The organism is Thioclava sp. F28-4, assembly GCF_002020045.1.
Taxonomy (GTDB): domain Bacteria; phylum Pseudomonadota; class Alphaproteobacteria; order Rhodobacterales; family Rhodobacteraceae; genus Thioclava; species Thioclava sediminum.
In genome coordinates, this window is record NZ_MPZQ01000003.1 from 248,685 (window position 1) to 271,476 (window position 22,792).

A 22,792-nucleotide genomic window follows, 5' to 3' on the forward strand; every position below is an offset into this window, starting at 1 on the left:
TCCTTACTTTCGCCGCGCAGGGCCGCTAATCTGCCCGCGAGGAAGGGCAGTGAATGACAAGCGGGTCTCTAGCGCGGGTGCACAGGCGCCGGGTGTTCTACATCCCCGGCTACGACCCGATTCATCCCCGCCGCTACCGCGAGCTCTACCGCAAGGAAGGCGCAGACCAGGCCCGCATCTCGGGCTACGAGATCGCGCTGGCCCCGAAACGCGCAGGCGGCCCCTATGGCTGGCATGTCACCTCCACCCAGGACGGCACCGAAGTCGACGCCGATGTCGAGGTACTGGTCTGGTCCGATATCGTGCGCTCATCGATGGGCAAGTCGATCCCCGCGACCTACGCGCAACTGGTCCGCACGGCCTGGGCCTATATCGCCTCCGGCGCGCTCTTCCGGCTGATGCGCCTGCGCAAAGGCCCGGTGATCGCCGCGCTCTACCCGATCGTGGCGCTGATCGTGCAGGCGCTGATCGGGATCGGCCTCGGTTGGGTTGCGGCCGCACTCGCCTTGGCGCTCCTGCCCGGCTTCCCGCTCGATTGGCTCGCAGACCTCATCCTCGCCGCCGCGATCCTCACGCTGACCCTACGCTGGTTCCGCGCCAAGGACGGCAAGCTCTTCGCCTATTACCTCATGCATGACTACGCCTTCACCGCGCGCTGGGGCGGCGCGAACCCGCCCGAGCTGGAAGCCCGCATGGCCGAATTTGCCGCCCGCATCGAAGAGGCGATGCGCGAGGACTGGGACGAGGTGCTGATTGTCGGCCATTCCTCGGGCGCGCATCTCGCCGTCTCGATCCTCGCCGATCTGATCCGCGAGAACCGCCTCCCCAATTCGGCTTGGGAAAAATATCCTCGGGGGGAGGCCGTCAGGCCGGGGGGCAGACAGCCCCCGGCGCTCGCCTTCTTGTCGCTCGGTCAGGTCGTCCCGATGGTCAGCTACCTGCCCCGCGCGACCCGCCTGCGCGCCGATCTCGCCTACCTCGCCACCCGGCCCGAGCTGTTCTGGCTCGACGTCACCGCGCCGGGCGACGGCTGCGCCTTCGCGCTCTGCGATCCGGTTGCAGTCTCGGGCGTGGCCCCAGAGAGCCAGATCCACCCGCTGGTGATCTCCGCCGCCTTCACCCAGACGCTCAGCCCCGAGCGGTGGCGCAGCCTCCGCTGGCGCTTTTTCCGGCTGCATTTCCAGTATCTCTGCGCCTTCGACCGGCCCGGAGATTACGACTATTTCCGCCTGACCGCCGGGCCGCTGACACTGGCCGAACGCTTCCACGGCCGCGCCCCGTCGAAAAGCCGGATCACGACGCCCGCGAACCGGTTCACGAGCGTCACATGAACCAACCGTCCCGCCTACCCCCGAAACCGACCCCGCGCCCGGATCGCGTGTCGCTCTGGCGCTATTTTCGGCTGTTCAAATCCGACATCCTCTCGGCCCAGCCCGCGCGCCTTTATCGCGCGTGGATGGCCGAGTTCCGCACGCCGTTCTTCCGCTCCTATATGTGCAACGACCCCGATCTGGTCGATCTGGTGCTCAACAAACGCCCGATGGATTTCCCGAAATCGGACCGTGTGCGCGAGGGGCTGAAACCGCTTCTGCGCGAGAGCGTCTTCATCACCAATGGCGCGCATTGGCAGCGCCAGCGCCGGATAATCGACCCGGCCTTCGAGGGCGGCAAACTGCGCGAGACTTTCCCGGCAATGTGGGCGGCGGGCGACGCTTGCGTTGATCGTCTGAAGGTGAAGACCGGCGCAGAACCAATTGATATTGAAACGGAAACCTCTCACGTCGCCGCCGATATCATCTTCCGCACCCTGTTCTCGATCCCGATCGAGGATGCTACCGCCAGCGCCGTGTTCGCAGCCTTCAAGCGCCATCAACGCGCCTCCCCGGTGGTCAATCTCGGTGCGCTGCTGCCGCTGCCGCGCTGGTTTCCGCGGTTCCATGCGCGCGAGACGAAACGCACCGCGGCCCATATCCGCGCGCTGATCGAGCGACTGACGACAGAGCGCGCCGCACGGATCGCCGCAGGCACCGCGCCCGACGATCTGGCGACCAAGATCATGACCACCGCCGATCCCGAAACCGGCGAGACCTTCGACACCGCCGAGATGGTCGATCAGGTCGCGATTTTCTTCCTCGCGGGCCACGAGACCTCCGCCTCGGCGCTGGCATGGGCGCTCTATCTGCTGGCGACGCATCCCGAATGGCAGGATCGGCTGGCCGAAGAAGCCGAGACCGCGCTGGCGGAAAATCGCGACTTTTCCGTACTTTCCAAGCTGAAGTTGAACCGCGCCACCTTCCGCGAAGCGATGCGGCTTTACCCGCCCGTGCCGATGTTCGTGCGCGAGACGACCTGCCCGGAGCGTTTCCGCAACCGCGACGTCAAACGGGGCTCTCAGGTGGTGATCTCACCGTGGCACCTGCATCGCCACGAGCGGCTCTGGGACACCCCCGACGGGTTCGACCCGAGCCGCTGGGAGACCGAGAACGGCAAGGCCTGCCAGCGCCGCGCCTATATTCCGTTCTCCTCCGGCGCACGGGTCTGCCCCGGCGCGGGGTTTGCGATGGCGGAGGGGCCGCTTCTGCTCGCAATGCTGCTGCGGGCGTTTCGGTTCGAGGCTGTCGAGGGCCACGAACCGGTCCCCGTCGCGCATCTGACGGTGCGCGGTAAGGACGGGATTTACCTCAGGATTTCCGAGCGTTGAGGGGGCTCCGCCCCCGTCGCCGGAGGGCGACAATCTCAAAAGAAAGAGGGGGCTCCGCCCCCGCTGGCCTTGCCAGCCCCCCGGGATATTTCGGCCAAGCCGAAGGGATCAGTCGCGCACGACCAGATCGGCGGCGCGGCTCTCGCGCGTGATGGTCCGGCCATTGGGCAGGTCGTTTTCCTCGACGCGGCGGCGCGTCTCGGCCAGATCGCAGCCCTGATCGCGCCAGCGTTGAGTGAGCCGCTCGCGCAGCACCTCTTCTGGCAGATCGATGCGGATCGTGAGATCGAAGAGCGGGTAGAGATCGCTCCAACCGGGCCGCGTCAGCAGCAGGTAATTGCCCTCGACGATAAGGTATTTCGCCGAGCCTGGCACGCTTGCGCCGCCCGGAACGGTCGCGTCCAGATCGCGGTCGAAGGTCGGCACTGGCTCGTCCTGACGGCTCGATTTCAGCCGTGCAAGAAGCTGAAAAAACCCTTCCGTATCAAAGGTTTCCGGCGCGCCCTTCACGTTACGCAAGCCGCGTTCGTCGAGCCAGTCATTGTCGCGGTGAAAGCCGTCCATCGCGACGATAGCCGATTGCGCCCCGAGCGCCTCGGCCAGCTCATGCGCGAGATGCGACTTGCCCGCGCCGGGGCCGCCAACCAGCCCGATCAGCAGCCGCTCGCCCGGAAGCTGGCGGATATGCGAGGCCAGATCGGCGCGCGGCACCTGCAGCTCGCTCTCCATGAAGGCCCCGTGATCGCCCATCGGGCCGTCGCTATCGCCGAGCCAATCCGGCATCACGACATCGCCTTGATGAACCGTCCCAAAGCTGCAGCCGGGTCGTCCTCGCGCCAGACCTCGTCGCCGAAGGCGAACCAGTCGGTGACGGGGGCGAATTTCGTGACGAGCTCTTCGGTGAGCGCACCTTCGGCCACCACCGGCACTTCGATCACTTCCGACCACCAGGCGAACAGCTCGTGCTCGGCAGGCTCCGCCGTGCCCAGATTGGTCTCGCCGATCGGGCCAAAGCAGACATAGTCGGCCCCTGCCTCGCCCGCGTTCATCCCCTCATGGCGGGAATTGCCGCAGTAGCTGCCGACGATCGCGTCGTCACCCAGCTCCTTGCGGCCGTAGCGGATCTGCTTCGCGCCGTCGGTGAAATGCACCCCGTCGAGCCCGTGGCGTTCCACCAGAGCGACATGGGATTCGATGACCAGCGCCACGTCGCGGGCATGGGCCACTTCGCGCATCGCATCGGCGATCCGACCGATCTCGTATTCGTCGCGGCTGGCCAGCGACAGGCGGATGCAGGCGATGTCATGCGCATCGAGCACCGAGGCCAGTTTCGGCGCGAATTCCTCGGCGTCGAAAGCGGGCGGCGTGATCAGGTAAATCTGCGGGCGGTCTTCGGCCATGGGCAGGCTCCTTTGCGGGTCTTGGCCGCCTATTAACGCAAGCGGCGCGGCCTTGCCAGTGCCAGCTTGCGCGACTAGGAGAGGCGCGAAAGGACCGCCCATGCCCAATACGCCCGAAATTCCCGATCCCGCCCAGCCCGCCTTCATCCTCGTGCGTCCGCAGATGGGCGAGAATATCGGGGCGGCGGCGCGCGCGATGCTGAACTTCTCGCTGCGCAAGATGCGGCTGGTGGAGCCGCGCGACGGCTGGCCCAACCCCAAAGCGGTCGCGATGGCCTCGGGAGCTGCTGGTCAGGTGCTCGATTTCGCGGGCGTCTATGACAGCGTGGCGGACGCCGTGGCCGATTGCGATTACGTCTTCGCGACGACTGCGCGGGGCCGCGAATTGCCCAAACCCATCTACACGCCCGAGGCGGCGATGGACGAGGCGCGCAAACGCATCGTCGCGGGCCAGAAGGTCGGCGTGCTGTTCGGGCCCGAGCGCACCGGGCTCGAGAATGACGACATCCTGCGCGCCAATGCGATCATCACCGTGCCGGTGAACCCGGAATTCTTCTCGCTCAACCTCGCGCAGGCGGTGCTGCTGTCGGCCTATGAGTATTCGCGCCACACGCTCGACTCGGTGCCGATCGATCCGGGGCTTGCGGGCCATGATCCGGCAAGCGCGGTCGAGGTCGAGAAGCTGGGCGATCACTTCGAGCAGCGGCTCGAGGAGGCGGGCTTCTTCCACCCGCCCGCGAAGGCGCCGATGATGAAGCGCAACCTGCGCAACATGTGGACGCGTTTCGCGATGACGCGCTCGGAGGTGCAGACGCTACACGGCGCTCTGCGACAAATTCTCCGCCCGCGCGACTGACGCTTGGTCAAAGACGCCGCTTGCGCCATCTTGGCAGCATGTGGCGCGTGATCCGGGTCTCAGTATTGGCACTTCTGGCGGGTGGGCTTTTGGGTCTGCTCGCGCTGTTGTGGTTCTACCCGGTGCTGGCGGCGGGGCTGTGCCCGCGCTGTTTCGGGATGGACCGGGCCGCGCCGGGCATTTTCGTCGAACATGAGATGAGCCGCGCAGAGCGGCGCGATCTGGTCGAGACGGTCGATGCGGCGCGCGACACCGTCGCCCAGTTCTACCCGACGCGCGAAGCCCATACCCGCATTCTCGCCTGCACGAGCGACGCCTGCGACCGCCGCCTTGGCGGACGGGGGGCTGCGGCGGTGACCTATTCGCTCGGGGCTTGGGCCGTCGTGCGCGTGGCCCCGCGCGGGCTGACCGAGACGATCCTCGCTCATGAGCTGACCCATACCGAGACCCATGCCCGGCTGGGCGTGTTGGGTCAGGTGCGCGGTCGGATGCCCGCGTGGTTCGACGAGGGGCTCTCGGTGCTGGTCTCGAACGATCCGCGCTATCTCGGGCAGGGCTCGGGCATCGAGCGCTGTCAAGCGCTGCCGCGCGCCGACCTGCCCAGCTCGCCTTTCGACTGGGCGCCGCAGGCCGGGCGCGACAACGGGCTTTACGCCGAGGCCGCCTGCGCCGTGCTGATCTGGGAGGCGCATCAGGGCGGGCCGGAGGCCATCCTTGCGCGGTTGGAAGACGGGCGCAGCTTTCCCTGAAACGCAGCCATGCACGCGGCTTGCGCGGATTGCCCTTGACCTGAGGCCGTGTGCGCAGAAAAAGGGGCCATGGCACAGGCAAATCTTCATATCGACCTCGACGCAGTGGTCAGCAATTGGCGCGCTCTCGATGCGCAATCGGGCACGGCGACGCGCACGGCGGCGGTCGTGAAAGCCGACAGCTACGGGCTGGGCGCAGGGCGCGTGGCCCCAGCTTTGTATCAAGCGGGTGCGCGGGACTTCTTCGTCGCGCTGGCCGAGGAAGGCGCAAGGCTGCGCCCGCATCTGGGCGAGGACGCACGGATCTACATCCTCGGCGGTCATATGGCGGGCGATGCGGGCTTCCTGCGCGACGCGCGGCTGATCCCGATGCTGAACTCGGCCGAACAGGCGCAGCGGCATCTGCAGGCGATCCCCGACAGCCCCGTGGGCGTGCAGCTCGATACCGGGATGAACCGGCTCGGGATGGAGGCAGCCGAGTGGCAGGCCACCGCCCCGCAGCTGATGGAGCGCGGGATCGAGCTGGTGATGAGCCACCTCGCCTGTTCCGACGAGCCCGAGCACGAGATGAACGCCAAGCAGCTGACCGAATTCAAACGGATGACCGACGGGATGGGGCTGAGCCGCTCGCTCGCGGCGACGGGCGGCATCCTGTTGGGCCCCGATTATCATTTCGACGTGACGCGGCCCGGCATCGGCCTCTACGGCGGCCGCCCCTTCGAGGAGGCGCGCCACGTGGCGACCCTGTCGCTGCCGGTGATCCAGACCCGTGTGGTCCAGCCCGGCGAGACCGTGGGCTACGGCAACACCTGGACCGCCGAGCGCGAGACCAAAATCGCGACGCTCTCGGCGGGCTATGCCGACGGGATCCACCGCGTGCTGTCGAACATCACCGCGCTTTACGCGGGCGACACGCCCTGTCCGCTGCGGGGTCGCGTCTCGATGGACCTGCTGACGGTGGATGTGACCTTTCTCGATACGGTGCCCGACACGCTCGATCTGCTGGGGCCTCATCAGGGCGTCGATACGCTGGCCGATCTGGCAGGCACGATTGGCTATGAGATCCTGACCTCGCTCGGCCCCCGCTATGCCCGGAATTACGCGGAGCCCACCGCATGAATGCAGCGGCGCTCAGCCGACCGCTGGCCGCGCTGGGGCGGGCCACGCTTGCGCTGATGGCGGCGACGGGGCGGCTGTCGCTCTTTGTGGGCGAGACGCTGAGCCACCTGCTCCGCCCGCCCTTCTACCTGCGTGAATTCTGGCTTGCGTGCCTCAATATCGGCTGGCTGTCGCTGCCGGTCGTGGGGATGACGGCGCTGTTCACCGGGGCTGCGCTGGCGCTGCAGATCTACGCGGGCGGCGCGCGCTTCTCGGCCGAACAGGTCGTGCCCTCGATCACCGCAATCGGCATGGTGCGCGAGCTGGGCCCGGTCCTCGGCGGGTTGATGGTGGCGGCACGCGTCGCGTCGAGTATCGCCGCCGAGATCGGCACGATGAAAGTGACCGAGCAGATCGACGCGCTCACCACGCTCTCGACCAATCCGATGAAATATCTCACCGTGCCGCGCGTGCTGGCCGCGACGCTTTGCGTGCCGATGCTGGTCGGCGTGGGCGACGTGATCGGGATCATGGGCGGCTGGATGGTCGGCGTGAACCGCCTCGGCTTCAACTCGGCCACCTATCTCAAGAACACTTGGGACTTCCTTGAATTCTGGGACGTGGGATCGGGCCTCGTGAAGGGCGCGGCCTTCGGCTTCATCGTGGCCACGATGGGCTGCTATCACGGGATGAATTCGGGCCGCGGCGCGCAGGGCGTGGGCCGGGCCACGAAATCGGCGGTGGTCGCGGCCTCGGTCGCGATCCTCGCGGCGAATTACGTGCTGACGGAGGCCTTCTTCTCGGCATGATCACCCTTGACGCCATAACCCGGAGTTTCGGATCGAAACACGTCCTGCGCGGCGTCGATCTCGTGGTGCCGACGGGGCAATCCACCGTCATCATCGGCGGCTCGGGCACCGGCAAATCGGTGCTGCTGAAATGCATCCTCGGGCTGATCGAGCCCGATGGCGGCAAGATCACCCTCGACGGGGTCGACGTGCATGAGGGCGAGCGCGACGCGTTCCTCGCCCGCTTCGGGATGCTGTTTCAGGGCGGCGCGCTGTTCGACAGCTTTTCCGTCTGGGAAAACGTGGCCTTCCGCCTTCTGCGCGGCGCGCTGAAGCGGCCCAAGGCGGAGGCACGCGAGATCGCCATCGAGAAGCTGCGCCGCGTGGGTCTCTCGCCGGACGTAGCCGACCTGTATCCGGCGGAACTGTCGGGCGGGATGCAGAAACGCGTCGGCCTCGCCCGCGCCATCGCGGCAGAGCCCGAGATCATCTTCTTCGACGAACCCACGACCGGGCTCGATCCGATCATGGCGGGCGTCATCAACGAGCTGATCCGCGAGATCGTGACCGAAATGGGCGCGACCGCGATGACCATCACCCATGACATGTCCTCGGTCCGGGCGATTGCCGACCGCGTTGCGATGCTTCATGCGGGCAAAATTCGCTGGGAAGGCCCGATCGCGGAAATGGACGAAACTTCAGACCCTTACGTCCAGCAGTTCATCCACGGGCGCGCCGAAGGGCCGATCGAAACGCTTCGTTAATACACAGGCTGCGGAACCAAGCGAATTTCCGCGCATTCTCCCCAAGTGCTTGATCCGCCAACGAGACTCAATCTCGGACCGGAACTGGCCGCTATCTTCAATATGGGAACCGGGGGGAGGTCACATCATGCAAACCGAACAGGTAGGAAGCGCCAATCTAGACCGTTTCAACGCGGCAATTGGCCAAACACTCACCGTCACTGTCGCAGTCACCGCACTCGCCGCCATCGGCGCGGTCGCTGCCGCCTCGCTCGGGCTGATGCCGTGGCTCAGCCTCGAGGCGCAATTCGGCGAAACCGCCCTGCCCGATTTCGGTGTCTGGCTGCAGGTGGGCGCGGCCTTGCTGGCGCTGATCCTGTTGCTCTATCTGCCCTCCTGCTCGCGCGTGTCGAAGCTCGAAGGCAGCCACCGCCGCTTCCATGTCGGCATGGATGACGTGGCCCGCGCCTATCGCAGCGCGCATGATGCCGACCGCGCGGGTGTCTTCGCGCTCTCGGGGGAGTTCGACGCCGTGCGCGAGCGGATCACCCATCTGCGCCAGCATCCCGATCTGGGCGGGCTGGAGCCCGAACTTCTGGAACTGGCCGCGCAGATGAGCCTGCAATCGCGCGATCTCGCTGAGGTCTATTCCGCCGAGAAAGTCAAACGCGCCCGCGCCTTCCTCGAACAGCGCCAGCAAGAGGCCGAGACCCTGAGCGATCAGATTTCGGTCGCCCGCCGGACCTGCTCGGAGCTGCGCGAATGGCTGACCGATGTCGAGACCGAAGAGCGCGAGGTCAGCGCCGAGTTCAGCCTGCTGGAGCGCGACCTGCGTGACATCCTGCCGCTGCTGGGCTACGAAATCGAAGACGGCCCGCAGCCCAATGTGGTGCCGATCGCGAAGAAAGAATCCAAGTCGTAACGGGGCCTGAGCGCCCCTTGGGGTGAGCTCCGGCCGATGCTGAAATACGCCAATCTGGCGCTCTTGCTACTCTTCCCCCTCGCCTGGGCCGCGCCGCTTCTGCGCGCGGGGCTGTTGCCCTTCTTCGGGCTGGAGGAGATTTCGGTGCTCAGTGGGTTGCAGACGTTGTGGCGGACCGATGTGTTCCTCGCCCTGCTCGTCAGCTTCCTCGCGCTCTTTGCCCCCTATCTGAAGGTGATCGGCGTCGCGCTGATCCAGTTCGATCTGGCCGCGCCGCGCCTGCTGCCCGCGCTCAATATCCTCGGCAAGCTGGCGATGGCCGACATCTTCCTGATCGCGATCTATATCGTGGTGGCGAAGGGCGTGGGCGTCGGGCGGCTCGAGACGGCCTGGGGGCTGTACCTGTTTACCGGATGCGTCGCGGCCTCTTTCGCGATCTCGCATCTGGAAATGAAAAAGGCGCCGCGAGGGTGAACCCCCGGGCGCCTTTCGCGTCCTTTCAGCCGATCAATGGACCGAGACCGGGTCCAGATCGTTCTGCCGTGCGAGCGAGAAGGCCAGCTTGCGGTCCTTCACCAGCGCGAGCCGCTCGCCATCGCTGTCATGCACCGCATAGAGGTGATCGACATCGTCCAGCTCGGCCCGGATTTCCTCGGGCAGATCGACGACCGCCACTTCGCGGACATAGACGATGGGATGCTCGGCATTGTCGCCGAAATCATATTCCGTATTCATTGCGCGTTTCCTTTCCTGCCTGTTCATTTCCGCTCGATCGGGATGGTCTGCACGATCGTATCGGGCGGGGCCCGGTTCAGATCGACATGCAGAAGACCGTTCTCGATCGTGGCGGCTGCGACCTCGACCCCTTCTGCGAGCACGAAGCTGCGCTGAAAGGCCCGTGCGGCGATCCCGCGATGTAGGAACAGGCGTTCGCTGTCCTCTTCGCTTTGACGGCCGCGGATCACGAGTGCCCGGTCTTCGAGCGTGATCGCGAGGTCTTCCTCGCGGAAGCCTGCCACTGCGAGCGTGATGCGGAACGCATCCTCGCCGCGTTGTTCGATGTTATACGGCGGATAGGCATCCGATCCCTTGGCGGTGCGTTCCACCAACCGCTCCAGCTGGTCGAAGCCCAGCAGGTAGGGATGTGCGCCAAAACTCAGTTTCGTCATTCGGCAAGCCCTTGATCAAGCGACGTTGCAAGTTCGGGCCCCGATCTTCGGCAGCCCACTGATCAAATATGGGCGGCGTGGAAGCCCCCTGCAAGACCCCGCCGACCATTTACGCTGACGGCAAATTTTCTCCTAACCCGTTCGAAACCTGTTATATTGACCCTCCCACCTGACCGCCTTGGCCGAGTCGGGCGGATGATATTTTGCGCAACCAGAACCGGACGATACGGATATGAACGCCCATCTCGAGATGGATCATGAAGAAGTGCTGCGGGTAAAACTGGAAGTGCTGCGCCGCGAACACCGCGATCTGGACGAGGCGATCCTGGCGCTCACGCAGGCCGTGCATTCCGATCAGCTGCGCCTTGTGCGGCTGAAAAAGCAAAAGCTGGCCCTGAAAGACGAGATCGCGCGGATCGAAGACCAGCTCACCCCCGACATCATCGCCTGAACCCACCTCCGACCAATCCGATCGGCGCCTGCACGCCTCCGGGGCTTGCCGCGACGGCACAGATTCCTATAGTGCGCGCTCCATCTGCAAAGGGGGCGTCATGAGCGTGAAAGTGGGAATCATCATGGGCAGCCAGTCCGACTGGTCCACGATGAAAGAGGCGGCGGAAATTCTCGACGAACTCGGTGTGGAATACGAGGCGAAGATCGTCTCGGCCCATCGCACTCCCGACAGGCTCTGGTCCTATGGCAAGACGGCTGTGGAGCGTGGGCTGCACGTCATCATCGCAGGCGCTGGCGGTGCCGCGCACCTGCCGGGCATGATGGCGTCAAAAACCCGCGTGCCGGTGATCGGCGTGCCGGTGCAGACCCGCGCACTCTCGGGCGTCGACAGCCTCTATTCCATCGTGCAGATGCCCAAGGGCTTCCCGGTCGCGACCATGGCGATCGGGGCTGCGGGCGCGGCCAATGCCGGTCTGATGGCGGCGGGGATCTTGGCCGTATCGGATGCGGATCTGGCGAAGCGGCTCGACGACTGGCGCGAAAAGCTCTCGGCCTCGATCAAAGAGGAGCCGGAAGATGAGTGAGCCCCTGCCCTATGGATCGGTGATCGGCATCCTCGGCGGCGGTCAGCTGGGCCGGATGCTCTCGGTCGCGGCCTCGCGTCTGGGCTACAAGACCCATATCTTCGAGCCGGGCGCGAACCCGCCCGCAGGCGACGTGGCCCATGCGGTGACCACCGCGCCCTATGAGGACGAGGCCGCGCTGCGCGCCTTCGCCGAGGCCGTGGACGTCATCACCTACGAATTCGAGAACGTGCCGACCTCGGCGCTCGATCTGCTGGAGAGCCTCAAACCGATCCGCCCGAACCGCAAGGCGCTGGCCGTCAGTCAGGACCGTCTGGTCGAGAAAGCCTTCCTCAACGATCTGGGCCTCGCCACCGCGCCTTTCGCCGCCGTGGACGATCTCGAGGACCTGCAGGAGGCAATTGCCGAGATCGGCTGCCCCGCGATCCTGAAGACCCGCCGCTTCGGCTATGACGGCAAGGGTCAGGTGGTGATCAACGCGCCCGAAGAGGCGGCCGCCGCGCTGGAGGACATGAAGGGCGCGCCCGCGATCCTCGAAGGCTTCGTGGAGTTCTTCAAGGAGATCTCCGTGATCGGCGCGCGCGCCGAGGATGGCGCGATCTCCTGCTACGATCCGGGCCAGAACAAGCATGAGGGCGGCATCCTGCGCACCACTCTGGTGCCTGCCGCGATCACCGACAACCAGCGCACCGATGCGGTTCTGCTGGCGGCCAAGATCCTGAACAAGCTTGATTATGTCGGCGTGATGGGGGTCGAGCTGTTCGTCACACGCGACGCGCTGATCGTGAACGAGATCGCGCCCCGCGTGCATAATTCGGGCCATTGGACGCAGGCCGGCAGCGCGGTCGATCAGTTCGAGCAGCATATCCGCGCCGTGACCGGCTGGCCGCTGGGCGACGGCTCGCGCCATTGCGATGTCGAGATGGAGAACCTGATCGGCGACGATATGGACCGGGTGCCGGGACTGGCGAAGCTCGCGCGGTATCAGGTGCATCTCTACGGCAAGGCCGAGGTGAAGCCGGGCCGCAAGATGGGCCATGTGAACCACATCCTGTAAATGTAAAAGGCGCCCATCGCGGGCGCCTTTCTCTTATGTCGCGATCACTTCGCGGACCATGTGAAGCGCGTGCCCCACGGATCGGCCACGCTGTCGCCATAGACCTCGCGGAAGGCGGCGAGCGGTTCGGCGTCCGCCTTCAGCCCCACCTCGACCAGACCGGTTGCGGGCTGGTGACGCTCTTTGGCGCCGCGGCTGTTCCAGATATTGGTGGCGAGGTGGTGGTGATAGCCGCCCCAGCCGTGGAAATTCGCCCCCGGATAGCGGGCCATCACATCCGCGCCGAGCGTCTCGGCATAGAACGGCTCCGCCGGATCGAGCGCGCCGACCTGAAGGTGAACGTGGCCGATCACCGTGCCTTTCGGCGCACCGCGCCACGGGCCACGGGCCTCTGCCATCACGTCGCGCAGATCGATCGGATCGGTCACCATCGCGATCATCCCGTCCTTGCGCGGCCAGTCTTCGCGGGCGCGGTCACGGTAGATCTCGATACCGTTGCCCTCGGGGTCGTGCAGGTAGACCGCCTCGCTCACGAGGTGATCGGACGCCCCGTCGAGCCGGATGCCGGTCTCTGCGGCGTGGTTCAGCCACGCGCCCAGATCGGCCCGCTCGGGCAGCAGGAAGGCGGTGTGAAACAGCCCCGCTTCCGACCGGCTCGATTTACGCGCCGATGTGTCGGCCTTGAGGATCACGAGCACCTTGCCGTCGACGCCGTAGCGCGCCTCGGTTGCGTCGCCCGAGATCCGCTCCAGCCCGAGCACGCTCTCGTAGAACGCCCCCACCGCCGGGAGGTCATGGACCACGAGGGTCACATGGCCGATTTCGACATTTGCATCACTGGTAGCCATCGTCTCCTCCTGTCACTTCAGTTTGGTCGGGCGCAGCGCATAGAGGCCGTCACCCAGAGCCGCGAGCGCGAATTGCACGATGGCCCACATCACCGGATATTCCCAGCCGCCGCCCTGGTTCGAGAAGCCGAAGCCGTTGCCCCAATGCGCCGTGAAGGCCGCGCCGAGCAGGATGAACCCGAGCCCGAAGGATACGATCCGCGCATAGATGCCGGTGATCAAGGCGATACCGCCGAGAATTTCCGCCGCCATCGTGAGGATGCCGAGCCAGCCGGGCAGACCCAGCGATTCAAAGAAGCCCATCGTGCCGGCCGGGGTGAAGACGAACAGCTTCGTCAGCCCGTGGACGAGAAACAAAGCGCCGGTCAGAAGGCGCAGGACGAGGATGCCGTAAGGGGCGAGTTTGGTGTCGATCATGGTCTATCTCCTGTAGCCGCACTCCCTGTGCGGTGTGTTCGCGTTACAGCGAGGAAATTAGCCATTCCGTTAGCGAATAAAATGGATATTATCAGGAATGACTTTTACCATTTTGTTCTGAATAGCGATGGACATCACCGAACAACTCCGCGCCTTCGTCGCCACCGCCCGCGCGGGCTCGTTCACCGCGGGGGCAGAGCAGCTGGGCATCTCCAACCGGCTCGCCTCGAAATACGTGGCCGAGCTGGAGGACCGCCTCGGCACACGCCTTCTGCAACGCACGACGCGGCGGATCGGGCTGACCCCCGCGGGCGAGCGTCTGCTGGCCGAGGCGCCAAGCGTGCTCGACGGGCTCGACGATCTTCTGGGCGCGGTGTCGGAACAATCGCGCGGGTTTTCGGGTGTGCTCCGGATCTCCGCGCCGGTCACTTTCGGCGAGGTCTATCTGGCGGAAATGCTCGCGCGCTTCGCAGCCCCCCACCCCGATCTGGTGATCGACTTGACGCTCTCGGATGCGGCGACCGATCTGGCCGCCGAGGGGATCGACCTCGCCTTCCGGATCGGGCAACTGCGCGATCAGGCGCTTCGGGCGCGCAAGCTGGGCGAGATCGGGATGCGCGTCGTGGCCGCGCCCGCCTATCTCGACCGCGCGGGCCGCCCGGCTCAGATCGCCGATCTGGCCGATCACCGCTGCATCCATGACACCAATCACAGCGCGATCCCGCATTGGCGCCATCGCGCGGGCGAAGAGATCGCCGCCCTGCCCGTCCCCGCGCAGATCCGCGTCAATAGCGGGCGCGCCGCCTGCGAACTGGCGCTGGCGGGGCATGGCATTACCTATGGGCCGGAATTCGTGCTGGAGCCGGAGATCGCGGCGGGGCGGCTGGTCTCGCTGTTTCCGCCCGAGACGCTGCTGCGGATCCCGCTTCATGCGGTCTATCTCGACGGGCCGCGCCTGCCGCGCAAGCTGCGCGCGCTGATCGATTTCGCCTATGAGGATACGCGCTCGCTCCGGGCCTGAGCGCTCAGCGTTTGGCAACCACCGCCGCCAGGCCGTGCTACGCCGCCGTATCCTCGCGCTGCGCCCCCTCGGCGCGCTGATCCATCATGTCCTCGACGAAGAGGCTCAGAAGCGCGCCGCGCCCGTTCACCCCCGCCTTGCGATAGATCGCGGCGCTTTGCGCCTTGGCGGTGCCCTCGGAGGTCTCGCGAAGCGCTGCGATCTCCGCCGTGCTCAGCCCCTTGATCGCAAAAAGCGCGACCTCACGCTCTGCCGCCGTGAGGCCCCAGTCGGAGAAACGCTCTTCCAGGAGATCCTCAAAAGCCGAGGTCGCCCGGCGCAGACGCGCCTTCGCCCGCGCGCCCTCGCGCAGCGCACCTGCCAAGGCGAACGCGCCAAGCGCGAGCCCCAGAATGAGGCCAAGCGCCGCTCCGAGTTCGAGGATTTCGCGGTTCTGCCAGCTGATCGGCGCGGGATAGAGGCCAAAGACCGACAGCAGGATATCGGAGATAAAGAACAGCGCGCAGACCGCCTGAAACAGCAAGATCGCCCCGACAAACACCGCACGGCGCAGCCGCGACGTCATAGCGCCGCTCCCGCCGGTCGGTCCGAGGCGTCAATCATCGTCGCTTTCCCCGCCGCCATCGTCGCCACCACCGCTGTCGCCGCCGCCGCCACCGCTACTGTCGCTGTCGCTGCTGTCATGGCTTCCGCCATCGTCGCTGCCCGATGCGCTACTGCTATCGTCCGAGGAGTCGTCGGAGGAGTCGCTATCGGAGGTCGTCGTTGTGCGGTCGGAGGTGGAGGTCGCGGTATAGCTCCCCGAGGCGGTGCCGCCCAGAGGGCTATTGTTCAGGATCGGGGTGCGGCTGGAGCGCGACAGGTCGCGCAGAATCTCGCCGCTGCGCGGATCGAGGACGATTTCGCGCTCGACGCCCTTGCGGGTGCCGGTGATGCGCACGCGGCCCAGCAAGGTCCGGTGCACATCGATATTCTGGTAGCCGTAGGATTTGAGCTGCCGGGTGACCGCTTCGCTCGCGGTTTCGGCCCGCGCGAGCCCTGGCACCACGGGCACGCTCAGCGCGCCGATCAACACGGCTATCGCCAGATCTCTGCGCAGTCTCATCGGCAAAACTCCCTCCGCGCGCGAACGCGGCATTTCAGAGGATTATGCCCGGCGCACATGGCACCGGGCAAGTCCGTTCGGATCAGTCGTCGTCGCCACCGTCGTCGTCGCCGCTGTCATGCGACCCGCCGCCGTCGGAGCCACTGTCATGCGAACCGCCATCGTCAGAGCCGCTCTCATGCGAGCCGCCGTCATCCGAGCCGTGATCGGAATCGGACGTGGTGTGGTCGTCGTCGTGGCTGTCATCCATGTGATCGTCGCTGCCCGAATGGTCGTCGCCGTGATCGTCCATATGGTCGTCGTCGCTGCCGTCGTAGAAATCTTCCGACTGCTGACGGACGCTGACGCCCTGCGTCATGTCATAGCCGGCGCGCGTGCGCGACATTTCCTGCTTCTGGATCTTGCCGGTGGCGCGGTCGTAGACCACTTCGATCTTGGTGCCGTTCGGGTTGTAACCCTCGGCTTTCACTTGGGTCGGGCCGACCTTGATCTCGACATTGGTGAAGCCATTGGCCTGCAGATCGGCAGCGATACCGTCCGTGGACACTTCAGCCTGTGCCATATGCGCCGAGACCGCGAGAGCCGCCAGCGCGGCGAGGGTGGATTTCATTTTCATCTTCTATCTCCTCCGGAACAATTGTCCGCCGCGGGCTGCGACGTCGGAGCAAAGGGTCGGCGGACAACGCCCGCCGGTCCATTGCCAATTGGGTTATGGAGGAGCAATAAACCTCAGGTTGTACGCCGTAAACCTGAGTTTATGCGTCCATATCGAAGCCGAGATGCTTCGCGACCGCGAAAATGTCCTTATCGCCGCGGCCACACATGTTCATCACGATGATATGGTCCTTGGGCAGATCGGGGGCGATCTTCATCACGTGGGCCAGCGCGTGCGAGGGCTCCAGCGCGGGGATGATCCCTTCAAGACGGCAGGAGAACTGGAACGCCTCCAGCGCTTCCTTGTCGGTGATGTTCACATATTCCGCGCGGCCCGTGTCGTGCAGCCAGCTATGCTCGGGACCGATGCCCGGATAGTCGAGCCCGGCCGAGATCGAATGCCCTTCAAGGATCTGCCCGTCCTCGTCCTGCAGCAGATAGGTTCGGTTGCCATGCAGCACGCCCGGACGCCCGCCGGTGAGCGAGGCGCAATGCTCCATCTTCTCGTCGACGCCGTGACCGCCGGCCTCGACCCCGATGATGCGCACGGATTTGTCGTCGAGGAATGGATGGAACAGGCCCATCGCGTTCGAGCCGCCGCCAATCGCCGCGATCACGGTGTCGGGCAGACGGCCCTCGCCTTCCTGTTCCTCAAGCTGCCAGCGCACTTCCTTGCCGATGATCGACTGGAAGTCGCGGACCATCGCCGGATAGGGATGCGGCCCAGCGACCGTGCCGATGCAATAGAACGTGTCGCGCACATTGGTCACCCAGTCGCGCAGCGCATCGTTCATCGCATCTTTCAGCGTGCCACGGCCCGATTTCACCGGGACGACTTCGGCGCCCAGCAGGCGCATCCGGAAGACGTTGGGCGCCTGACGCTCGACGTCCGTGGCGCCCATATAGACCACGCATTTGAGGCCGAATTTCGCGCAGACCGTCGCGGTGGCGACGCCATGCTGGCCCGCGCCGGTCTCGGCGATGATCCGGGTCTTGCCCATGCGCCGCGCCAGCAGGATCTGCCCCAGCACGTTGTTGATCTTATGCGCGCCGGTGTGGTTCAGCTCGTCGCGCTTGAGATAGATTTTCGCGCCGCCCAGCTCTTCGGTGATGCGGGGCGCGAAATACAGCGGCGACGGGCGACCGACATAGTGCTTCCAGAGATCGTCCATCTCCGCCCAGAAATCGGGATCGGTCTTGGCCTTCTCGTATTCCTCTTCGAGCGAGAGGATCAGCGGCATCAGCGTCTCGGACACGAAGCGGCCACCGAAAATGCCGAACCGCCCGTTCTCGTCGGGCACATTCATGAAGGAATTGATCAGATCGTCAGCCATGGCACACCTCGCGCTATTCGTGAGGATCGGTCTAGCGTCAAAGCGGGGCGAGATAAATCCCCGCCCCTGCATCTGGCCAAAAATACTCGCGTCTGCGTGGGGTCCGTCGGCGCTCAGGCCGCGCCCTGACGGGCCGCCTGGATGAAGGCGCGGATTTTCTCGGGATCTTTGACGCCCGGCGCGCTCTCCACGCCCGAGGAAACATCGACCTGCCGCGCGCCGGTCAGCAGGATCGCCTCGGCCACGTTCTCCGGCGTCAGCCCGCCGGCCAGCATCCACGGTTTCTCCCAGGTGCGCCCGGCGATCAGCCGCCAGTCGAAGGACAGCCCGTTGCCGCCCGGAAGCTCCGCCTCTTTCGGCGGCTTGGCGTCGAGCAGGATCTGATCGGCCACCGCCTCATACTCCGCGATCTTCGGCAGATCGGCGGCATCGGCCACGCCCACGGCTTTCATCACCGGCAGGCCGAATTTCGTGCGGATCTCCGTCACGCGTTCGGGCGTCTCCGAACCGTGAAGCTGGATCATGTCGAGCGGCACGGCATCCGTGATCTCGGTGAGAAGCTCATCGCTCGGGTTCACCACCAGACCGACCTTGGCGATGCCGGGCTCGACCTCCTGGGCCAGCGCGCGCGCCTCGGCGATCTCCAGATGGCGGGGGGATTTGGCGAAGAAGACGAAGCCAACATAGCGCGCGCCCGCCTCGACGGCGGCGGCGATGTCTTCGGCCTTGCGCAGCCCGCAAATCTTGACGCGGGCGAGACCCTGCGCGTTGCGGTCTATGGCGACGGTCGGCATCTCAGCGCGAGGGCTGTTCGAGCAGCGCCAGCACGTCGTCCTTCGGGCCGGTCTTGTCGTGGCGCAGGGTCTGAACCTCCGCTTCGAGCTTGCGTGCCTTGCGGTCCGACTGGCGGGCATTGCGGCGCAGACGCGACTCGCGCGCCCATTCCCAGACGAAGCCGATCAGAAGGCCCAGCAGGACGCCCGCGAGGATCACGAGGAACAACGGCACCTGAACCGCCCAGTCCCAGCCGAGGAAGCTGCCCGCCTCGAGCGGCAGCACCCGCAGCGTGACGATTTGACGATTGGCCAGCGCCAGCCCGATCAGGACCACGGCGAGCAGACCGAGAAACAGCAGCCGAAGCGCTCGAATCATTAGCTCTTATTCCTCTTTCCCGTTCAGCCGGTCGCGCAGCAGCTTACCGGTCTTGAAGAAGGGTACGTGTTTTTCCTCGACCTCAACCGCCTCGCCGGTGCGCGGGTTCCGACCGGTGCGCGCGTCGCGCTTCTTGACGGAAAAGGCCCCGAACCCACGAAGTTCGACGCGGTCGCCCGAGGCCAGCGCCTCAGTGATCTCGTCGAAGATCGTATTTACGATTTTTTCGACATCCCGCTGGTAGAGATGCGGATTCTCCTCGGCAATCTTGGTGATCAACTCAGAGCGGATCATCTTGTTATCTCCCCCCACGGGCTTGGCCGGGTGTCCCCCGGCTCTTACATGCGTCATTTCGTAATTATAGGACCAATCGTTGCAACGCGGAACAGCAAAGACCCGGAAAATCCACGTAAAATCGAGCCCCTAGCGGTCTGCCGCCGACGGAAGCGCCTTCGCAAACGCAGAAATTCAGCGCTTCGCCCGCCCACGCGTCACCCGTTGCGCGAATCGTCGTCGCAGATCGCCAAGCTTTTGCGGAACGAAAAAGGCCCCGCCAAACGGCGGGGCCTTTCGTTGAGCCAAGCGGCTCGATCTCTTATTGGTCGCCCTTGAGCGCGGCACCCAGGATGTCGCCCAGCGACGCACCCGAGTCCGACGAACCGTACTGTTCCACGGCTTCTTTCTCTTCAGCGATCTCACGCGCCTTGATCGACACACCCAGCTTACGGGTCTTGGAGTCGACATTGGTCACGCGGACATCGACGTGATCGCCAACCTGGAAGCGCTCGGGGCGCTGGTCGGCACGATCGCGGGCGAGGTCCGAACGGCGGATGAACGACTTCATGCCGTTGTATTCCACCTCGACGCCACCGTCTTCGATCGCGGTCACGGTCACGGTCACGATCGAACCACGCTTCACGCCGTCAACGGCATCGGAGAACGTGTCGGCGTCGAGCGCCTTGATCGAGAGCGAGATACGCTCCTTGTCGGTGTCCACTTCGGTGACAGCGGCCTTGACCATGTCGCCTTTGCGGTAGTCCTGGATCGCATCCTCGCCACGCTGTTCCCAGCTGAGGTCCGAGAGGTGAACCATGCCGTCGATGTCGTTCTCGAGGCCAACGAACAGACCGAATTCGGTGATGTTCTTGACTTCGCCTTCGATGACGGTGCCGACCGGGTGGGTCTCTGCGAAGACTTCCCACGGGTTGCGCATGGTCTGCTTGAGGCCAAGCGAGACGCGGCGCTTCGCGGTGTCGATCTCGAGGACCATGACGTCGACTTCCTGGCTCGTCGAAACGATCTTGCCGGGGTGGACGTTCTTCTTGGTCCAGGACATCTCGGACACGTGCACGAGACCTTCGACACCCGGCTCCAGCTCGACGAAAGCGCCGTAGTCGGTGATGTTGGTCACGCGGCCGGTGTGCACCGAACCCAGAGCGAACTTCGACTCGACCGAGTCCCACGGATCCGACTGCAGCTGCTTCATGCCGAGCGAGATGCGGTGGGTTTCCTTGTTGATCTTGACGACCTGAACCTTGACGGTCTCGCCGATCGACAGGATCTCGGACGGGTGGTTCACGCGGCGCCATGCCATGTCGGTGACGTGGAGCAGACCGTCGACGCCGCCCAGATCAACGAACGCACCGTATTCGGTGATGTTCTTGACCACACCATCGACGACCTGACCTTCGGAGAGGTTCGCGATGACTTCGGCGCGCTGTTCGGCGCGGCTCTCTTCGAGGATCGCACGACGCGAGACAACGATGTTGCCACGACGACGGTCCATCTTGAGGATTTGGAACGGCTGCTTGAGACCCATGAGCGGGCCAGCGTCGCGCACCGGGCGCACGTCCACTTGCGAGCCGGGCAGGAACGCGACAGCGCCGCCCAGATCGACGGTGAAGCCGCCTTTGACACGACCGAAGATGGCGCCTTCGACGCGCTCTTCTTTGGCGTAAGCTGCTTCGAGACGATCCCATGCCTCTTCGCGGCGGGCTTTCTCACGCGAGATAACGGCTTCGCCGCGAGCGTTCTCGACACGGTCGAGATACACTTCGACTTCGTCGCCGACTTCGATCTGCGGAGCCTCGCCGGGGTTGGCGAATTCTTTGAGTTCGACGCGGCCTTCCATTTTGTAGCCGACATCGATGATGGCCTGGCCCGCCTCGATGGCGATGACCTTGCCTTTAACAACCGAACCTTCGTTCGGGGTGTCGATTTCGAGGCTCTCGTTCAGAAGGGCTTCGAATTCGTCCATGGTTGCATTTTGCGACATGCGTTCAGATTTTCCTTTTCATCTTCGGTTTTCTGGCCTTGCGGTTGGCTCCGCCGGTCTTTCGTTGGAATGTCCGTGCTGCAATAGCATACGGGTCGGGTGAGTCCCAACCTGTCTCAGACCGCGCCCATATAGGCGCGATCGGCCAGTATCGCAAGCATTTATTGCGTCATAGGCAGGGCGCGAGCGCCTTTCGCTCAGCCTCGGCTCGCGGTGGCGAGAGCGGCTTTGACGTCGCCCAGCATCCAGGTCGAAAGGGGCTCTGCGCTGGCGGGATAGGTCGCGATCACCGAGCCGTCGCGGCCCAGTAGCACCTTGTTGAAGTTCCAGCTCGGCTCGAACCCCTCGGTTTCGCGCATCCAGCGATAGAACGGATGCGCCTGCGGCCCCTTCACCTTGGCGAGCTGCGCCATCGGCAATTCGGCCCCGAAAGTCAGCGCGCAATAGCGCTTGGCTTCCTCGGCACTGGAGAGTTCCTGCCGGAAATCGTTCGACGGCACGGTGAGGATCACCAGACCGTCGCGGCCATAGGTTTCGGACATTTCCTGCAACTCGGTAAATTGCGGGGCGAAACCGCATTTCGAGGCAGTATTGACCACCAGCACGACCTTGCCGCGGAAATCAGCGAGCGAGACCGTCTCGCCCTCCACCAGATCGAATGACAGATCCCCCGGCACCGGCATCGCGGACCGGGCTTTCACCGCGATCGGTTCAGGCGTCGCGGCCGGGCCGTCGGCGCGTGCCGGAACGGTCGCAAAGGACACGCATGACAGCATGCAGGCCAAAATCAGGGACAAGCGCATCGGTCCACCCTCGAAATACATCCACCAATACCCAACGCGAGAGTCGGGGAAAAAGTTCACCACTTTGTGAAGATATATTTCACGCGTCCCTTTTCTTCAATCGCAAATGCGGTCGACGCGGCGGTATTTCGGCTCCGGGAACTCCGGTATTTCCATGGGATCACGGGGCTTTACGCCGGGGCGCACCGCCTCCGGCGCAGTGTTCACGCTGTCGAAATCGAGCGCGAGGCGCTGGCAAATTCCAAGGCTTTTCTGGCCGATATCGCCGAGATCGCGCAGATCGATCAGATGGCCGCCTTTCCGCGCATAGCCTGTGACCCCGAAATCGAGCGGCGGGTCCAGACGTAGCCTTTCCGTCTCGGGACCGAACAGCACAGCACCGCCCTCCCAGTCCTCCGCAGGCCCAAGCGCCACCTGCACCTCGAACCGCCCCGGCGGCACCAGCAGGCGAAAGAATTCACCGCCCTGCGCATAGGCGCCCATCACGTCCTGCCCGGTCTTGGCATCGCGCAGCACGATATAGAGATCGCGATCCGGGGCGGATTTGATCTGCAGCGGCATGGTGCGCGGCAGGTCGGTCTCGCTCCACAGCAGGCCCTGCGGGCGCCCCTCGGCGGTGGCCTGCGTTGCAAGAACCAGCGAGAGGAGAACCCAGCGCAGCAT

At 65.0% G+C, this 22,792-nt stretch carries 29 protein-coding genes; 13 read left to right on the plus strand and 16 right to left on the minus strand.

What is annotated here, in order from left to right; all coding sequences use genetic code 11:
• The first annotated feature begins 53 nt into the window (after positions 1-53).
• Together BMI87_RS08805 and BMI87_RS08810 are read left to right on the plus strand one after the other, a co-directional pair.
• Positions 54-1,331: a hypothetical protein gene (locus BMI87_RS08805; RefSeq protein ID WP_078520805.1), complete on the plus strand. Its 1,278-nt coding sequence runs from the start codon at positions 54-56 to the stop codon at positions 1,329-1,331.
• Positions 1,328-2,701 (plus strand): cytochrome P450, encoded by a 1,374-nt coding sequence (locus BMI87_RS08810; protein ID WP_078520806.1) that lies wholly within the window; start codon positions 1,328-1,330, stop codon positions 2,699-2,701. Before BMI87_RS08805 ends, BMI87_RS08810 begins: the two co-directional genes overlap by 4 nt.
• A 108-nt stretch (positions 2,702-2,809) precedes the next feature.
• Here BMI87_RS08810 and BMI87_RS08815 read toward each other — a convergent pair whose 3' ends face one another.
• Both BMI87_RS08815 and BMI87_RS08820 read right to left on the minus strand, forming a co-directional pair.
• Positions 2,810-3,484, minus strand: a complete 675-nt coding sequence (locus BMI87_RS08815) for an AAA family ATPase (RefSeq protein WP_078520807.1) — start codon at positions 3,482-3,484, stop codon at positions 2,810-2,812.
• On the minus strand, positions 3,484-4,101 hold the full coding sequence (locus tag BMI87_RS08820; protein ID WP_078520808.1) for a thiamine phosphate synthase: 618 nt from the start codon (positions 4,099-4,101) through the stop codon (positions 3,484-3,486). Before BMI87_RS08820 ends, BMI87_RS08815 begins: the two co-directional genes overlap by 1 nt.
• A gap of 100 nt (positions 4,102-4,201) precedes the next feature.
• On the opposite strand from BMI87_RS08820, the gene BMI87_RS08825 reads away from it, so the two are divergent.
• The 7 genes from BMI87_RS08825 to BMI87_RS08855 all read left to right on the plus strand — a co-directional run bounded on the left by BMI87_RS08825 (position 4,202) and on the right by BMI87_RS08855 (position 9,731).
• Positions 4,202-4,957 carry an RNA methyltransferase gene (locus tag BMI87_RS08825; RefSeq protein ID WP_078520809.1) on the plus strand — a complete coding sequence of 252 codons (756 nt, stop codon included), beginning with the start codon at positions 4,202-4,204 and terminating at the stop codon, positions 4,955-4,957.
• A 20-nt stretch (positions 4,958-4,977) separates the two neighbouring features.
• Positions 4,978-5,706, plus strand: a complete 729-nt coding sequence (locus tag BMI87_RS08830; RefSeq protein WP_146681540.1) for a hypothetical protein — start codon at positions 4,978-4,980, stop codon at positions 5,704-5,706.
• 69 nt (positions 5,707-5,775) lie between these two features.
• Complete coding sequence (alr, locus tag BMI87_RS08835) at positions 5,776-6,825, plus strand: alanine racemase (RefSeq protein ID WP_078520811.1); 1,050 nt, start codon at positions 5,776-5,778, stop codon at positions 6,823-6,825.
• Positions 6,822-7,613 (plus strand): ABC transporter permease, encoded by a 792-nt coding sequence (locus tag BMI87_RS08840; RefSeq protein ID WP_078520812.1) that lies wholly within the window; start codon positions 6,822-6,824, stop codon positions 7,611-7,613. Before alr ends, BMI87_RS08840 begins: the two co-directional genes overlap by 4 nt.
• Positions 7,610-8,356: an ABC transporter ATP-binding protein gene (locus BMI87_RS08845; protein ID WP_078520813.1), complete on the plus strand. Its 747-nt coding sequence runs from the start codon at positions 7,610-7,612 to the stop codon at positions 8,354-8,356. The genes BMI87_RS08840 and BMI87_RS08845 overlap by 4 nt, the downstream gene beginning before the upstream one ends.
• A gap of 127 nt (positions 8,357-8,483) precedes the next feature.
• On the plus strand, positions 8,484-9,257 hold the full coding sequence (locus tag BMI87_RS08850; RefSeq protein ID WP_246832019.1) for a DNA repair protein: 774 nt from the start codon (positions 8,484-8,486) through the stop codon (positions 9,255-9,257).
• 36 nt (positions 9,258-9,293) lie between these two features.
• A complete protein-coding gene (locus tag BMI87_RS08855; RefSeq protein ID WP_078520814.1) occupies positions 9,294-9,731 on the plus strand; it encodes a paraquat-inducible protein A in 438 nt (145 codons plus the stop codon).
• A gap of 33 nt (positions 9,732-9,764) precedes the next feature.
• Here BMI87_RS08855 and BMI87_RS08860 read toward each other — a convergent pair whose 3' ends face one another.
• Positions 9,765-9,992, minus strand: a complete 228-nt coding sequence (locus BMI87_RS08860) for a DUF1150 family protein (protein ID WP_078520815.1) — start codon at positions 9,990-9,992, stop codon at positions 9,765-9,767.
• Positions 9,993-10,015: 23 nt separating this feature from the next.
• Positions 10,016-10,426 (minus strand): Hsp20 family protein, encoded by a 411-nt coding sequence (locus tag BMI87_RS08865; protein WP_078520816.1) that lies wholly within the window; start codon positions 10,424-10,426, stop codon positions 10,016-10,018.
• A gap of 232 nt (positions 10,427-10,658) precedes the next feature.
• Between BMI87_RS08865 and BMI87_RS08870 the strand changes: the two genes are divergently transcribed.
• From BMI87_RS08870 to BMI87_RS08880, 3 genes are all read left to right on the plus strand, one after another.
• Entirely contained in the window at positions 10,659-10,877 is a 219-nt protein-coding gene (locus BMI87_RS08870) for a YdcH family protein (RefSeq protein WP_078520817.1), read from the plus strand.
• A gap of 100 nt (positions 10,878-10,977) precedes the next feature.
• Positions 10,978-11,463: a 5-(carboxyamino)imidazole ribonucleotide mutase gene (gene purE / locus BMI87_RS08875; protein ID WP_078520818.1), complete on the plus strand. Its 486-nt coding sequence runs from the start codon at positions 10,978-10,980 to the stop codon at positions 11,461-11,463.
• The gene (locus BMI87_RS08880; protein WP_078520819.1) at positions 11,456-12,520 is read left to right on the plus strand and encodes a 5-(carboxyamino)imidazole ribonucleotide synthase; all 1,065 of its coding nucleotides are present in this window, start codon (positions 11,456-11,458) and stop codon (positions 12,518-12,520) included. Before purE ends, BMI87_RS08880 begins: the two co-directional genes overlap by 8 nt.
• A gap of 44 nt (positions 12,521-12,564) precedes the next feature.
• Here the strand turns inward: BMI87_RS08880 and BMI87_RS08885 are convergent, their stop codons facing one another.
• Both BMI87_RS08885 and BMI87_RS08890 read right to left on the minus strand, forming a co-directional pair.
• Positions 12,565-13,368: a VOC family protein gene (locus tag BMI87_RS08885; RefSeq protein WP_078520820.1), complete on the minus strand. Its 804-nt coding sequence runs from the start codon at positions 13,366-13,368 to the stop codon at positions 12,565-12,567.
• A 12-nt stretch (positions 13,369-13,380) separates the two neighbouring features.
• A complete protein-coding gene (locus BMI87_RS08890; protein ID WP_078520821.1) occupies positions 13,381-13,785 on the minus strand; it encodes a DoxX family protein in 405 nt (134 codons plus the stop codon).
• Positions 13,786-13,912: 127 nt separating this feature from the next.
• Between BMI87_RS08890 and BMI87_RS08895 the strand changes: the two genes are divergently transcribed.
• A complete protein-coding gene (locus BMI87_RS08895; RefSeq protein ID WP_078520822.1) occupies positions 13,913-14,806 on the plus strand; it encodes a LysR family transcriptional regulator in 894 nt (297 codons plus the stop codon).
• 37 nt (positions 14,807-14,843) lie between these two features.
• Here the strand turns inward: BMI87_RS08895 and BMI87_RS08900 are convergent, their stop codons facing one another.
• The 10 genes from BMI87_RS08900 to BMI87_RS08945 form a co-directional block, all read right to left on the minus strand.
• A complete protein-coding gene (locus tag BMI87_RS08900; protein ID WP_078520823.1) occupies positions 14,844-15,371 on the minus strand; it encodes a LuxR C-terminal-related transcriptional regulator in 528 nt (175 codons plus the stop codon).
• Between the two features lie 30 nt (positions 15,372-15,401).
• Complete coding sequence (locus BMI87_RS08905) at positions 15,402-15,911, minus strand: hypothetical protein (RefSeq protein ID WP_078520824.1); 510 nt, start codon at positions 15,909-15,911, stop codon at positions 15,402-15,404.
• Between the two features lie 82 nt (positions 15,912-15,993).
• Entirely contained in the window at positions 15,994-16,527 is a 534-nt protein-coding gene (locus tag BMI87_RS08910; RefSeq protein ID WP_078520825.1) for a PepSY domain-containing protein, read from the minus strand.
• A gap of 139 nt (positions 16,528-16,666) precedes the next feature.
• Positions 16,667-17,899, minus strand: a complete 1,233-nt coding sequence (gene trpB / locus BMI87_RS08915) for a tryptophan synthase subunit beta (RefSeq protein ID WP_078520826.1) — start codon at positions 17,897-17,899, stop codon at positions 16,667-16,669.
• A 113-nt stretch (positions 17,900-18,012) separates the two neighbouring features.
• The gene (locus BMI87_RS08920) at positions 18,013-18,693 is read right to left on the minus strand and encodes a phosphoribosylanthranilate isomerase (RefSeq protein WP_078520827.1); all 681 of its coding nucleotides are present in this window, start codon (positions 18,691-18,693) and stop codon (positions 18,013-18,015) included.
• Position 18,694: 1 nt separating this feature from the next.
• Positions 18,695-19,051 carry a lipopolysaccharide assembly protein LapA domain-containing protein gene (locus tag BMI87_RS08925; RefSeq protein ID WP_152844360.1) on the minus strand — a complete coding sequence of 119 codons (357 nt, stop codon included), beginning with the start codon at positions 19,049-19,051 and terminating at the stop codon, positions 18,695-18,697.
• 6 nt (positions 19,052-19,057) lie between these two features.
• Positions 19,058-19,345, minus strand: coding sequence for an integration host factor subunit beta (ihfB, locus tag BMI87_RS08930; RefSeq protein ID WP_075774953.1), 288 nt, complete (start codon positions 19,343-19,345; stop codon positions 19,058-19,060).
• A gap of 301 nt (positions 19,346-19,646) precedes the next feature.
• Positions 19,647-21,326 carry a 30S ribosomal protein S1 gene (gene rpsA / locus BMI87_RS08935; RefSeq protein ID WP_078520828.1) on the minus strand — a complete coding sequence of 560 codons (1,680 nt, stop codon included), beginning with the start codon at positions 21,324-21,326 and terminating at the stop codon, positions 19,647-19,649.
• A 197-nt stretch (positions 21,327-21,523) separates the two neighbouring features.
• Positions 21,524-22,129 carry a glutathione peroxidase gene (locus BMI87_RS08940; protein WP_168175179.1) on the minus strand — a complete coding sequence of 202 codons (606 nt, stop codon included), beginning with the start codon at positions 22,127-22,129 and terminating at the stop codon, positions 21,524-21,526.
• A 96-nt stretch (positions 22,130-22,225) separates the two neighbouring features.
• Complete coding sequence (locus BMI87_RS08945) at positions 22,226-22,792, minus strand: hypothetical protein (protein WP_078520829.1); 567 nt, start codon at positions 22,790-22,792, stop codon at positions 22,226-22,228.

Excerpts from the sequence above, each read along its gene's own strand:
- BMI87_RS08805 (WP_078520805.1), top strand. The coding sequence starts at position 54 with ATGACAAGCGGGTCTCTAGCGCGGGTGCACAGGCGCCGGGTGTTCTAC.
- BMI87_RS08810 (WP_078520806.1), top strand. The coding sequence starts at position 1,328 with ATGAACCAACCGTCCCGCCTACCCCCGAAACCGACCCCGCGCCCGGAT.
- BMI87_RS08815 (WP_078520807.1), bottom strand. The coding sequence starts at position 3,484 with ATGCCGGATTGGCTCGGCGATAGCGACGGCCCGATGGGCGATCACGGG.
- BMI87_RS08820 (WP_078520808.1), bottom strand. The coding sequence starts at position 4,101 with ATGGCCGAAGACCGCCCGCAGATTTACCTGATCACGCCGCCCGCTTTC.
- BMI87_RS08825 (WP_078520809.1), top strand. The coding sequence starts at position 4,202 with ATGCCCAATACGCCCGAAATTCCCGATCCCGCCCAGCCCGCCTTCATC.
- alr (WP_078520811.1), top strand. The coding sequence starts at position 5,776 with ATGGCACAGGCAAATCTTCATATCGACCTCGACGCAGTGGTCAGCAAT.
- BMI87_RS08840 (WP_078520812.1), top strand. The coding sequence starts at position 6,822 with ATGAATGCAGCGGCGCTCAGCCGACCGCTGGCCGCGCTGGGGCGGGCC.
- BMI87_RS08845 (WP_078520813.1), top strand. The coding sequence starts at position 7,610 with ATGATCACCCTTGACGCCATAACCCGGAGTTTCGGATCGAAACACGTC.
- BMI87_RS08850 (WP_246832019.1), top strand. The coding sequence starts at position 8,484 with ATGCAAACCGAACAGGTAGGAAGCGCCAATCTAGACCGTTTCAACGCG.
- BMI87_RS08855 (WP_078520814.1), top strand. The coding sequence starts at position 9,294 with ATGCTGAAATACGCCAATCTGGCGCTCTTGCTACTCTTCCCCCTCGCC.
- BMI87_RS08860 (WP_078520815.1), bottom strand. The coding sequence starts at position 9,992 with ATGAATACGGAATATGATTTCGGCGACAATGCCGAGCATCCCATCGTC.
- BMI87_RS08865 (WP_078520816.1), bottom strand. The coding sequence starts at position 10,426 with ATGACGAAACTGAGTTTTGGCGCACATCCCTACCTGCTGGGCTTCGAC.
- BMI87_RS08870 (WP_078520817.1), top strand. The coding sequence starts at position 10,659 with ATGAACGCCCATCTCGAGATGGATCATGAAGAAGTGCTGCGGGTAAAA.
- purE (WP_078520818.1), top strand. The coding sequence starts at position 10,978 with ATGAGCGTGAAAGTGGGAATCATCATGGGCAGCCAGTCCGACTGGTCC.
- BMI87_RS08880 (WP_078520819.1), top strand. The coding sequence starts at position 11,456 with ATGAGTGAGCCCCTGCCCTATGGATCGGTGATCGGCATCCTCGGCGGC.
- BMI87_RS08885 (WP_078520820.1), bottom strand. The coding sequence starts at position 13,368 with ATGGCTACCAGTGATGCAAATGTCGAAATCGGCCATGTGACCCTCGTG.
- BMI87_RS08890 (WP_078520821.1), bottom strand. The coding sequence starts at position 13,785 with ATGATCGACACCAAACTCGCCCCTTACGGCATCCTCGTCCTGCGCCTT.
- BMI87_RS08895 (WP_078520822.1), top strand. The coding sequence starts at position 13,913 with ATGGACATCACCGAACAACTCCGCGCCTTCGTCGCCACCGCCCGCGCG.
- BMI87_RS08900 (WP_078520823.1), bottom strand. The coding sequence starts at position 15,371 with ATGACGTCGCGGCTGCGCCGTGCGGTGTTTGTCGGGGCGATCTTGCTG.
- BMI87_RS08905 (WP_078520824.1), bottom strand. The coding sequence starts at position 15,911 with ATGAGACTGCGCAGAGATCTGGCGATAGCCGTGTTGATCGGCGCGCTG.
- BMI87_RS08910 (WP_078520825.1), bottom strand. The coding sequence starts at position 16,527 with ATGAAAATGAAATCCACCCTCGCCGCGCTGGCGGCTCTCGCGGTCTCG.
- trpB (WP_078520826.1), bottom strand. The coding sequence starts at position 17,899 with ATGGCTGACGATCTGATCAATTCCTTCATGAATGTGCCCGACGAGAAC.
- BMI87_RS08920 (WP_078520827.1), bottom strand. The coding sequence starts at position 18,693 with ATGCCGACCGTCGCCATAGACCGCAACGCGCAGGGTCTCGCCCGCGTC.
- BMI87_RS08925 (WP_152844360.1), bottom strand. The coding sequence starts at position 19,051 with ATGATTCGAGCGCTTCGGCTGCTGTTTCTCGGTCTGCTCGCCGTGGTC.
- ihfB (WP_075774953.1), bottom strand. The coding sequence starts at position 19,345 with ATGATCCGCTCTGAGTTGATCACCAAGATTGCCGAGGAGAATCCGCAT.
- rpsA (WP_078520828.1), bottom strand. The coding sequence starts at position 21,326 with ATGTCGCAAAATGCAACCATGGACGAATTCGAAGCCCTTCTGAACGAG.
- BMI87_RS08940 (WP_168175179.1), bottom strand. The coding sequence starts at position 22,129 with ATGCGCTTGTCCCTGATTTTGGCCTGCATGCTGTCATGCGTGTCCTTT.
- BMI87_RS08945 (WP_078520829.1), bottom strand. The coding sequence starts at position 22,792 with ATGCTGCGCTGGGTTCTCCTCTCGCTGGTTCTTGCAACGCAGGCCACC.